Below are 11,328 nucleotides of genomic sequence, written 5' to 3'. Positions count from 1 at the left end.
AACGCTTCACTTGAGAAACCGGCGAACCGCAGCCTTGTGCTCTTCACCGCAAAGAAGAATGGCCTGCATCGATGCGGCCATCTCCAAGGCTGTCGGCAACGATGCTTCCGCCGATTGGCGAACCAGTTGCTTGGCCATTCGCAAAGCGTGTGGAGGGCTGTTGGCGATTGTTTCAGCCAGTCGCTCCGCCTCCGCGTCCAATGCATCGACGGCCACGACTCGCGAGACGATGCCGGCATCAAGCGCTTGGAACGCATCGATGAATTCGCTGGTCAGCGTCAACTCCATTGTCTTGGCGACCCCGACAATCCGAGTAAGGAACCAGGCCCCGCCGATGCCAGAGACCAAACCAAGTCGCAGAAAGCTTTCCGAGAAACGGGCATTTTCCGCGGCAATGCGCAAATCGCACATCAATGCAACATCGAATCCCGCGCCCACTGCGGCACCATTGACGGCGGCGATAGATGGCACCGGCAACGCATGCAACGCGCGGGGAATTCGATGCAGGCTACCCGCGAGGCGCTCCCTGACCGCCTCGACAGAGCCTTGCATCAGATCGGCGCCAGCCTCCATGTCTTTCACGTTGCCACCCGTGCAGAAATGCTTGCCCGAGGACCGGAGCAAAACGCAGTGCACGTTCGAAAGCCCGCTCGCCCGCTCCAGGGCGTCTGCCAACGCTTCGGTCATCGCCACATCGAGCGCGTTACCGGTTTTCGGTTCATTCAGCGTGATTGTCATCACGCCGTTGACGACGCGGGTCAAGACCAATCCTTCGCTTTGAGCGTCGTCGGTCGTCATGACATCCTGTCTGGTGTTCATTGCGTAGCGATTCATACAGATACTCACTTATTGAGAAATTCCGGCGCTCGCTTCTGCAAGAACGCCGCCATGCCTTCCTTCTGATCGTGCAACGCGAAGCCAGCATGAAAAAGCCGTCGCTCGAATAACAGACCGTCGCCCAGGGACGACTCAACGGATGGGCATATGTCAGCGCCCGCTGCAAATGTCTTGTCTGAGCCAGTGATGAAAGTTGCATGCACTGGGTCGTCGGCATCGATCCGACCAAGCGCGTCAGTTAGCGGATTGCATGGATTGTCAGATGCCAGCCTGAGCAACGTGACCCGTCGATGCTTCTCGACAAGTACGGGAGCGCACGTCACCCCCACCTCCTACAGAGAGACCGGCGCATCTTGCGCAGCGGCGGTCTGAATCACGCCCAGGCCGATCAGCCTGGTGATCTCCTCGTGGGTAACACCGTATTCCGCGAGAACCTCAATTGAGTGCTGCCCGACTAGCGGCGCGGCGACATCCGCGGCACGCGTGTCGTCGCTTTTGCCGAGCGCAAAGCCAGGCAGCCGCACCTTGCCGGCAATCGGATGATCAACGCTCGAATCGATTCCGCTTTCGCGATACTCGCGAGAATCCACCACCTCCCTGTACGTCGAAACCGGAGCGCACAGAATGTCGCGAGCTGCCAACAGGTCGAGCCATTCGGATGTGGTGCGGGTCGCAAAGCATTCCCCCAGCGCGCGGCGCAGGGCAGCCCGATTGCGCACGCGATCCGTGTTGGTGACAAAGCGCGGGTCCGATGCGAGATGAGGCAAGTCAAGCACCTCGCAAAGCGACGCCCATCTGTGCGGGTGATAGGCGGCAATCATCAACCAGCCGTCTCGGGTTTGGAACGCCTCATTGGGCGACGCGTAAGGCGCCGCGCTGCCGACCTTTTCTGGGTCAGTGTTGGAGGCGAGAAACGACGTGAAGCCGACCTGCTGCAGCGTAACGGCCGCCGTAAACAAGCTAATGTCCAGATGTTGGCCCGCGCCACAGCATCGGACCTGGTGCAGTGCCGCGAGCACGGCAATGGTGGCCATATAGCCGCCCACCATGTCCGCGACCGGCACCGGAACCTTCAACGGCGCCGAACCAGGCTCACCGAGCGTGCTCATCAGCCCGCTGGCGGCCTGGATAATGCCGTCGACGGCCGGACGACTGCGTGCAGCACCGGTTTGTCCGAACGCGGAGATCGAGCAATAGACCAGCTTGCCGTGAGTCGCTTCAAGCGACGCATAATCCAGACCCCACGTCGCCATGACGCCGGGCCGGAAGTTCTCGACAATCACATCGGCCTGCCGAACCATCTCCCTTATCGTTCGCTGGCCAGCCTCGGTTTTCAGATCTATCGCCAGACTGCGCTTGTTGCGATTGACACTGAGATTGGCGACGCTCTCGCCGTTGATCCATGGTGGCCCGATCTTGCGCCCCAGCTCACCGAACGGCGGCTCGATCTTGACCACGTCCGCACCGAAATCGGCCAGCATCATGGAGCAAACCGGCCCGGCCAGCACGTGCGAAAAATCCAGCACGCGTACGCCTCGAAGACTGTCTCTTATCATTTTTTCCTATCCGGTTCTGCGCTGCAAATGACATTCGTGTCACCGATTTGCAGCCATTGAGAACAGGATAGAGAGCGCGCGTAGCGCGGACAAACGACTTTATTGATCGTACCTTTTGACTTTTTGTAAAGTCATGTGCCCCGCCATCAGCGCTAGCTTTGCACCACCGTGGCAAGCCATTCGCGAAACGCGCGCAACGCCGCTGTCTGCCGCTTGCCCGAGGGCCATGCGAAATAGTAGGTGTATGCGCCGCGATCGAGTGTCGGCCCAAACGGGATGACCAGCGTGCCGTCGGTCAAATCCTTCTCGACCAGCGCCTTCTGTGCGATCGCCACGCCGTGCCCCTCGATCGCCGCCTGGTAGGCCAGCAGCGATGTCTCATAACGCATGCCGCGCAGCGCGTTGATTCTCGACACGCCCGCGGCGGCCAGCCACAGCCCCCAGTCGTCGGCGCGAGCGAGCGAATGCAGCAGTGTTTGACTTTCGAGCTGTCTCGGCCTTTTCAAGGTGAGCATGGGCGCAGCCACCGGCACCAGTTCGTTGGGAATCAGGCGCTGCGTGTTCATGCCGGGCCAGTCGCCATCGCCCAGTTGAATGCCCGCGTCAATGTCTTCCAGCGCGAAGTTCAGCGGCGCCGACGATGTGGTCAATTGCACGTCGATGTTTTGATTCAGCCGGTGAAAGCTGGCGAGCCGCGGAATCAGCCAGCGCACCGCGAACGTGGCCGGCGAGCGGATGCGCAGCACGTTGTTGCTCTGGCTGCCAGACACGATCGCCTCCGTCGCTTCGCGCAGCGTGGCGAAGAGCGGCATCAACTCCGACAAATAACGAGCGCCCACCGCGGTCAACACGAGACCGCCGCGCACCCGTTCGAACAGCGGCGCCTTCAGAAAATCCTCGAGCGCCCTGACCTGCCGGCTCACCGCCGCTGGGGTGACGGCTAACTCGTCGGCCGCCTTGGAAATGCTGAGCAGACGCCCGGTCGCCTCGAAGGCGCGCGTGGGATTGAGTGGCGGAAGCGAGTCGCGGCGGGCCATGTTCGAGGATTGTCCAGAGAGTATGGGTTAGTGCGACGATACAAAAATCGACGGCGCGCCTTCGTCGGGCAGCGCAAAATTGCGCTTCATGCGCGCGATTTCCTGTAATGGGCTGCCGCCGAACAGCCGCTTGAACTCGCGACTGAATTGAGACGGACTTTCATAACCGACCTGGCTACTCGCCGCCGCCGCGGTCGTGCCGAGCCGCGCCATCAGGAGCCGCGCCTGATGCAAGCGCGTGGACTTGATGTACTGCAGGGGCGAGGTGTCGGTCACCGCCTTGAAGTGCACATGGAAAGTCGGCACGCTCATGCGCGCTTCGGCGGCGAGTTCCTCCACCGTCAACGGTTCCGCAAAATTTGTATGAATCTTGCGGATCGCGCGGGAAATGCGGCCGAAATTGCCTTGGCGACTCAAAGCGGCGCGCATCGAGCCGCCCTGCTCGCCCAAGAAAACCCGGAAATAGATTTCCCGCACCAGCGCCGGCCCGAGGATCTGAGCCTCAAGAGGATTCAACATGGCTTGCAAAAAGCGCAAGACGCTCTGCCCCAGCGGTATATCGAGCGTGGTGGTTGCCATGCCACGAGGTGGCATCGGCGTCATCGCTTCGTGCTCCTCGAGCTGTAGCAGCAAATCGGCGGCAATGCCGAAATCCAGCCGTAAATAAATCGCCAGTAACGGCTCGGCTTCGCTCGCGTCGGTCTCCATCGAAAACGGCAACGGCACCGAGACCACCAGATAGCGCTGGGCATCGTAAAGATAGACCTGATCGCCCCAGAAGCCGCGCTTGCGCCCCTGGCACACGATCACGATGCCCGGCTCATAGAGCACTGGCGTTCTGGTCAACGACCGATTCGAACGCAGGAAGCGTATATCTGGCAGCGGTGAAAGGTTATAGCCCTCATTGGGCGCGAGCTCGAGCAACAACTCGATCATCTGTTGGCGCACGCGCCCCTGACGTTTCGATGCGGATTCCATGGCGGAGACAAAAAAACCTTAGCGGTCGACGAGCGCAGTTTCGCATCGAGTCGGGAAAAGCACCAGCCACTCATAGGATCAGGCAAGAATCACAGACGAATGCGCGTTTTCCGCCGTGTCCCGCGCTCATAACATTTTCACAGGTTGTCGCATGCGGTCATGCCGAGGGCGCGTCATCGGTCGACGCGCGTCGCTCACTTCGCGTGCTTCGAGTGTATTTCCCGCTCACGACAATCACCCTTCCAACATGGACTCAAGGATATTTCATGATCGAAGTAAGGAATCCCGCGGACGGCAGCGTGGTGGGTCACGTCAAGCATCATACTGAGCAGGAGGTGCGTGAGGCGATTGATCGCGCCTGCGCTGCTTTTCCTCAATGGTCCCGGAAGCTGGCCAGGCAGCGCAGCGACTTGCTGCGCAAATGGTTCGAGCTGGTCAGGCAAGACAGGCAGGACTTTGCCGAACTGATCTCGCGCGAGAACGGAAAGTGCCTGACCGAAGCGCTCGGCGAAATCGACTATGGTCTAGGCTTTATCGAATGGTATGCGGAAGAGGCCAGGCGCGTGTATGGCGATACGATTCCATCGCACGCCGCCGATGCTGCAGTGCTGGTCACCAAGGAGCCGATCGGCCCGGTAGCGTCGATCACGCCTTGGAATTTTCCGTTCATGATGATTGCACGCAAGGTCGCTACCGCACTCGCGGCCGGTTGCACGATCATCATCAAGCCTGCCGAGGAAACGCCGCTGACCGCCTATAAGTTGCTTGAATACGCAAGGCGCGCCGGCATTCCCGAGGGTGTTTTTGAAATGGTGACGGGCGACCCTGCGTCCATCGGCGGCATGATGACCAGCGACTCGCGCATCCGGAAGATTTCGTTCACCGGATCGACCAAAATCGGCCGGCTGCTCGCTCGGCAAAGCGCAGATACGCTGAAAAAGCTGACGATGGAACTCGGTGGCAACGCGCCGTTCATCGTGTTCGATGATGCAGACATCGAACAGGCAATTTCAGGGCTCGTTGCGGCAAAACTACGCAACTCTGGACAGGTCTGTATCTCGCCAAACCGCATCTACGTGCAGGCCGGCATTCACGATCGCTTTGTGCAGCGCCTGACGGAAGCCGTCGAGCGAATCCGTGTCGACCAGGGATTACAGCCCGACTTCGTAGTGGGGCCTCTGATCAATCAGGCGGCACTCGACAAGGTGTCTCGGCTCGTCGAGCAGGCGCAAAAGAGCGGTGCGAAAACGTTGCTCGGTGGGCGGCGACACGACAACGGTGGTCTCTTCTATGCGCCGACCATCCTCACGAACGTCGCCGACGACATGGATATCTGCTCGACGGAACTCTTCGGCCCGGTATTCCCGGTTTACACATTCGCCTCCGAGAAGGAGGTGATTGCGCGTGCGAACGCCACCGAATACGGTCTGGTCGCTTACGCATTTACCCGCGATCTCGGGCGGGCATTTCGCCTCTCGCGCGACATCGAGGCAGGCATGGTGATCCTGAACTCAGGCTCGGTGGGTACGGCTTCCGTTCCGTTTGGCGGGGTCAAGCAGTCGGGCTATGGTCGGGAAGGAGGCTATTACGGCATCGAAGAGTATGTTCAAGTGAAGTATGTGCTGATGGCTGGGTTGGCGGAGGCCGCCCAATAGGTTCGATTGGGGGTGCGGACAAATACATGAACTATCGGGAGGTAGTTCATGTATTGACCCAGTGAGAACCCGCTCACGTCATTTTCGAGGTTCAGACGATGAGCTAGGCATTGGAAGAAGACATCAAAAGGTGGACGGCCGGGCGCGAGATATGGGTTCCCCCATCGTCTTGCCGAAAATCGAGCCATAGTCTGGCCGGCGTTATTCCCCCCTAACCAGGCGCCCTCGCCTCGTTACTTCCCCTATTGAATGAGTGCGCATACATCGCTGGCGAATTCGGCCCACGAATATGTTTCATGCCCGGGTTGATCTTATGATGGGATCTGTTATCTCACGGGTGGCCAGATGAGTTCCCAGCATAGTGAAAGCGATTCGCCGGCATTCTGGAGAGAGCAGGAGATGCTCCTTCTCCAACAAATAATGAGCCTCGTAGGCAAAGGGCTATCGCCGGACGTCATTCTTCGTGAAACGCTCCATCTGATGTCCGAGCTCCTCGGGCTGAACCGTGGGCGCATCGTGCTTCTGGACGATGGTGCGACTGACAGTTGCAGAATCCAATATGCGTATGGCCTCAAGCCGGACGAAATCGAACGCGGGCGCTACAAGGTCGGTGAAGGCATAACGGGGCATGTACTGCGCCATGGCCAGTTGACGATCGTGCAGGACATCGATCGAGACGATGTCTTTCTTGCGCGGGCGGTTACACGAGACCGCCTTCCGCCGGGGCCCGTGTCGTTTATCGCGCTCCCCATCCGAATTGAGGATCGAAGCATCGGCGTCCTGGCGTGCCATCGAATTCGTGTCCGCAATCGTGCATTATCGAGCGACGTGTCTATTTTGCGGATCTTGTCGACACTGGCCGGCCACCTTCTTCATCTTGATTCGATGATGAAGGCAAAGACTCGCGCACTCGAAGAGCAGAACGAGATGTTGATGCACGCGCTTGAGCATGAGAGCGCGAAGTACGGAATCGTGGGGACTTCGCCCGCGCTGCTTAAAGCGATTTCGGAGCTGGAGCGAGTCTCGGATGCATCGGCGAGTGTCTTGCTGCTCGGCGATTCAGGCACCGGCAAGGAGCTGTTCGCCAGAGCACTGCACTTGTCGGGTCAACGCCGTGACAAGCCGTTCATAAAGGTGAACTGTGCCGCAATCCCCGACACGCTTTTCGAATCCGAATTGTTTGGCTACGAGCGGGGCGCGTTTACGGGTGCGACCGGTGTGCGAGAGGGGCTTTTCGAACAGGCGTCTTCAGGGACGATCTTCCTTGACGAAATCGGTGAGCTGCCTCTCACGTTGCAGGGAAAGCTGCTTCGTACATTGCAGGAGGGAACGATAACCCGGCTGGGTGGGAAGCGTGAAATCAAGGTGGACGTCAGGCTTGTGGCAGCGACGAACAGAAGCCTGGAAACCGATGTTGCGAACGGCCTGTTCAGACAGGATCTGTACTACAGACTCAACGTTATCCCCATTCGTCTTCCGTCGTTAGCCGAGCGCAAAGGTGACATTCGCGCTTTGGCACTGCATTTTCTCAGCCGTACAAACCAGGCAAACCAGCGCAACGTCAATCTTGCGCCCGATGCACTCGCAAGGCTCGAGGACCATCAATGGCCTGGCAATATCCGCGAACTTTCGAATTTTATCGAACGCGTCGTGCTGCTCGCCGACAGGCCAATACTCCATTCGGACGATGTTGAACGGTTTCTACCCGCAGCGGAACCGGCGCCACTGTTCGAGACTCCCGGTTCGACTCTGCAGCAGACGGTTCAAATTCCGGAAGGGGTGCGTCAGTACATGGCGAACGACTCACATTCGGCAGATGAACTGCGTCAGGCATTGCGCGCGGCTGGCGGCAACAAGTCGCGAGCAGCGCAACGCCTCGGGTTGACGCCCCGTCAGTTCTCGTATCGCTGGCAGAAAATTTGCGGCTAAATACGACCGACAATGTTCGACAAATTGTCGACATTGTCAACAATTCGGGATTGGCTGCTCATTGGGTTTGCAGCGTGGTCGGCCATAAAAAATATAAGAAATACAGCACCCTATAGATTTTTACCCCGTCCTGGCACGGTCGTTGCTTTGATGGATGTGCGATCTCGCAGATCGTTTCATCCGGCTCATATGCCACGTCTGTCACCAGGAGAATTACCTTGAGTACCGAAACCGTCACCACCTACCTGCGCCCCATCGACCGCGAAGGCCTTCTGAAGTTTGCCGCCGCCGGCCGTGAAAATCCCGAGCGCAAGGGCAGCAACAAGGTCCATACGGTCATGCAGGGGCAGTTCCGCTCGTGGAGCTATGTAGGCACCCACAACCCGGTCGTCGTGGACGAGCCGGTCCATCTCTTCGGTGAAAACACGGTGCCTGCGCCGGGCGAGATCGCGCTCTCGGCGCTGGGCGGTTGCCTGAGCGTCGGCATTACGGCGGTGGCGACCTACCGCCAGGTCAAGCTTTCGCGTCTCGAAATCTTCCTGGAAGCCGACATCGGCAATACCGCCGCGTGGGGCGCTGGTGGCGCCGAACGCCAACCCGCGCAAATGGGCTTCCAGGAAATTCGTGTGAAGGTCCTCATCGAGGGCGACGCCACGCGCGAGGCGCTGGACGACATCGTCAAGCACGCCAATCACTTCTCTCCCGTTGCCAACAGCATGCGCAATCCCATCCCGTTCAGCATCGCGCTCGCGGAGTAAGCCGCGGCACGCTCCATCACACTGAATAACGGGAGTATCGCATCATGAAAGCGGTTGAATTTCCTGGCGACCGGATCGATTCGACGTGGACCGATTCCCACGTCATGGCAAACGTGACGGCCATCTCCGACGGCCCGCTCGCGGAAGCCGCGCATCGTATTGATGAGGGTCATTACCCGCTCGAAATCCTGGGGTCGCTCGGCACCGCAGGCGCGTTCGGCGCGCACCTCGAGCGAGGCGGTCGTCGGGTTGGCCTGGCGCTGGACGCTATGCGCGCTGTGAGTCGCCGTTGTGGGTCGACGGGATTTCTCACATGGGCACATGACGTCTGTGGGCTTTACATGGAGCAATCCGGCAATCCTGCGCTGACTGGCGAACTGCTCGACGATCACACGATGGGGCGTACCTTCGGGGGCACGGCGCTTTCGAACCCGATGAAAGCAATTGCCGGCATCGAAAAGATACTGCTACGCGCAGTGAAGGTGCCCGGCGGATATCACGTTAGCGGCGCACTGCCGTGGGTAAGTCATATCGCGCCGGGACATTACTGCGGCGCCATGGCAGGCGTGTTCCGCGACGATGGCTCGGTGTCGCACGAGATCATGTTCCTGCTGAAGCTGACGCCCGAGGTCGTATTGCGCCAATGCCCGGAATTTTCGGGCATGGAAGGAACCAGCACCTGGGGCGTGCGCCTCGACAACTACTTTGTCGGCGACGCCGCAATGATCGCAGATCCTGCTCGTCCTCTCATTGCGAAGATACGTGCTGTATTTGTGTTGCTGCAAGCCGGGATGGCAATGGGCATTGCACAGGGCAGCATCGACTCTATCCGCGAAGTCGAGCCAGTCCTTGGTCACGTCAACCAATTTCTGGAAGACGGTCCGGCCGAGCTTCAGGCGGAGTACGACGAGCTGTGGAGTCGCGTCGCCAAGCTCGCGCAAACGCCATACGACGGCAGCAAAGACTATCTACTTCATGTGCTGGACGCGCGCGTACAAGGCGCGCAACTGGCATTACGTGCTGCGAATTCGGCGCTTATGCATCAGGGCGCGCGCGGCTACCTTATGAGCGCTGCGCCGCAACGCCGTATTCGCGAGGCTCAGTTCGTCGCGATCGTAACGCCTGCCATCAAGCACCTGCGTTGGGAGATGGCTCGTCTGTCGAAAGAGGAGGTCCCCGAATGAGCACCCCGACGAATTTGCCGTGGCGGCAATTCCTCTGTCGCGCCTGCGGCTTGATTTACGACGAGGCATTGGGCGATCCCGATAGCGGGCTTGAACCGGGGACGAGATTTGAGGACATTCCGGAGGACTGGGCTTGTCCGCTCTGTGGCGTTGTCAAGGCGGATTTCGAGCCTTACGAACCGTTGGAGCGCACTGCACGCTCGGACGATGCCGCGGTCGTTACGCCGACACGTGAGCTCGGCGTCGTGATCGTGGGCGGTGGCATTGCCGGTTGGAGTGCGGCAGAGGCGTTGCGTGCGCTCGACCCCGCTGTACCTATTACGCTCGTGACCGCATGCAACGGCGACAGATACCTCAAGCCGGAACTGTCCGTCGCACTCGGGCGCAGCCTGAAGCCTGCCGATCTGGTTCGGGAGTCGGCCGTCAATGCAGCTCGGCGCCTTAATGTGCGTCTGATGACAGAAACGTTTGTCGTCGGCATTTCTCCGTCCATCAAACAGGTACGTACCACGCGAGGTGCACTTCGCTATACGAAGCTCGCGATCGCGCAGGGCGCGCGCCCTGCACTACCGGAGCAAATGCCGGCCTCGCTATGTTGGCGTGTCAATGATTTGGCGGGATGGTCGGGGATTCAGGCACGCCTGGATGGCGCGAAAAAGACCGTTGCGATCGTCGGTGCGGGGATGATTGGGTGCGAACTCGCGGAGGATTTTGCGCGTGCAGGCCATGCCGTGTCGCTAATCGATATCAACCTCGGCCCGCTGGCCAGTCTGGTTCCAGCGGTCGTCTCTGACAGGCTCCTGACGGGCCTACAGGATGCGGGTGTCAGATTCTTGGGGGGGCGTCGCATCGAGAGGATCGAGAAAGCGGACAACGGCCAAAGGATCATTCAAATGCAAGGCGGCGAGCAAATTCGCGTTGATGAAGTCGTCGCTGCGACGGGGCTCGTCACTGAGACCCGCCTCGCGAAAATGGCCGGGCTCGCGTTTGATCGAGGCATCGTAATCGATCCGCACACGATGCAGACAAGCATCGAAGACATTTATGCGATTGGCGATTGCATCAGCGTTGCCGGCGTGCCATGCCGATTCATCGAGCCGATCGTGCGGCAAGCGGGGGCGCTTTCGCATCACGTGCTCAACCGCGAGCATGCCGGTTATGTTCACAGCACGCCGCTGATTCGTCTGAAAACGAAGGCTTTCCCCATCGTTATCCACGGCGTCCCGAGCGCCACGGGTACGTGGGGTGCTCCCGAAGATCGAGAGGGTCAAATTCGGATTGAGCAGCGCCTCGATGGTCGAGTCATTGCCCGCATCGAAGCGGGTTTCGCACAGCAGCGGCTTGTCGCTTGAATGCCTTGCTGCCCCTAGGGCGGCTAACCCGAGTCCGAATCA

At 59.6% G+C, this 11,328-nt stretch carries 9 protein-coding genes and 1 pseudogene; 5 read left to right on the top strand and 5 right to left on the bottom strand.

The window, feature by feature from the left end:
* Nucleotides 1-6 precede the first annotated feature (6 nt).
* From PCE31106_RS17590 to PCE31106_RS17570, 5 genes and pseudogenes are all read right to left on the bottom strand, one after another.
* Complete coding sequence (locus PCE31106_RS17590; RefSeq protein WP_150564213.1) at nucleotides 7-798, bottom strand: enoyl-CoA hydratase-related protein; 792 nt, start codon at nucleotides 796-798, stop codon at nucleotides 7-9.
* A 44-nt stretch (nucleotides 799-842) separates the two neighbouring features.
* Nucleotides 843-971: pseudogene (locus PCE31106_RS24360) on the bottom strand (enoyl-CoA hydratase); the annotation flags it as partial.
* A 198-nt stretch (nucleotides 972-1,169) separates the two neighbouring features.
* Nucleotides 1,170-2,393, bottom strand: a complete 1,224-nt coding sequence (locus PCE31106_RS17580; RefSeq protein WP_150564170.1) for a CaiB/BaiF CoA transferase family protein — start codon at nucleotides 2,391-2,393, stop codon at nucleotides 1,170-1,172.
* Between the two features lie 152 nt (nucleotides 2,394-2,545).
* Nucleotides 2,546-3,430: a LysR substrate-binding domain-containing protein gene (locus PCE31106_RS17575; protein WP_150564169.1), complete on the bottom strand. Its 885-nt coding sequence runs from the start codon at nucleotides 3,428-3,430 to the stop codon at nucleotides 2,546-2,548.
* A gap of 27 nt (nucleotides 3,431-3,457) precedes the next feature.
* On the bottom strand, nucleotides 3,458-4,408 hold the full coding sequence (locus PCE31106_RS17570; protein WP_150564168.1) for an AraC family transcriptional regulator: 951 nt from the start codon (nucleotides 4,406-4,408) through the stop codon (nucleotides 3,458-3,460).
* A 266-nt stretch (nucleotides 4,409-4,674) separates the two neighbouring features.
* Between PCE31106_RS17570 and PCE31106_RS17565 the strand changes: the two genes are divergently transcribed.
* The 5 genes from PCE31106_RS17565 to PCE31106_RS17545 all read left to right on the top strand — a co-directional run bounded on the left by PCE31106_RS17565 (nucleotide 4,675) and on the right by PCE31106_RS17545 (nucleotide 11,286).
* On the top strand, nucleotides 4,675-6,063 hold the full coding sequence (locus PCE31106_RS17565; protein ID WP_017232435.1) for an NAD-dependent succinate-semialdehyde dehydrogenase: 1,389 nt from the start codon (nucleotides 4,675-4,677) through the stop codon (nucleotides 6,061-6,063).
* A gap of 399 nt (nucleotides 6,064-6,462) precedes the next feature.
* On the top strand, nucleotides 6,463-7,992 hold the full coding sequence (locus PCE31106_RS17560; RefSeq protein ID WP_150564167.1) for a sigma-54 interaction domain-containing protein: 1,530 nt from the start codon (nucleotides 6,463-6,465) through the stop codon (nucleotides 7,990-7,992).
* A gap of 218 nt (nucleotides 7,993-8,210) precedes the next feature.
* Nucleotides 8,211-8,750, top strand: a complete 540-nt coding sequence (locus PCE31106_RS17555; protein WP_017232437.1) for an OsmC family protein — start codon at nucleotides 8,211-8,213, stop codon at nucleotides 8,748-8,750.
* A 44-nt stretch (nucleotides 8,751-8,794) separates the two neighbouring features.
* Nucleotides 8,795-9,934, top strand: a complete 1,140-nt coding sequence (locus PCE31106_RS17550; RefSeq protein ID WP_150564166.1) for an acyl-CoA dehydrogenase family protein — start codon at nucleotides 8,795-8,797, stop codon at nucleotides 9,932-9,934.
* Nucleotides 9,931-11,286 (top strand): FAD-dependent oxidoreductase, encoded by a 1,356-nt coding sequence (locus tag PCE31106_RS17545; protein ID WP_150564165.1) that lies wholly within the window; start codon nucleotides 9,931-9,933, stop codon nucleotides 11,284-11,286. Before PCE31106_RS17550 ends, PCE31106_RS17545 begins: the two co-directional genes overlap by 4 nt.
* Nucleotides 11,287-11,328: the final 42 nt, after the last annotated feature.

Source organism: Pandoraea cepalis, from assembly GCF_902459665.1.
In the GTDB taxonomy this organism is placed as follows: Bacteria; Pseudomonadota; Gammaproteobacteria; order Burkholderiales; family Burkholderiaceae; genus Pandoraea; species Pandoraea cepalis.
The sequence above is the reverse complement of the archived record's forward strand: the minus strand, read 5'-3'. Positions and strand labels throughout refer to the sequence as shown.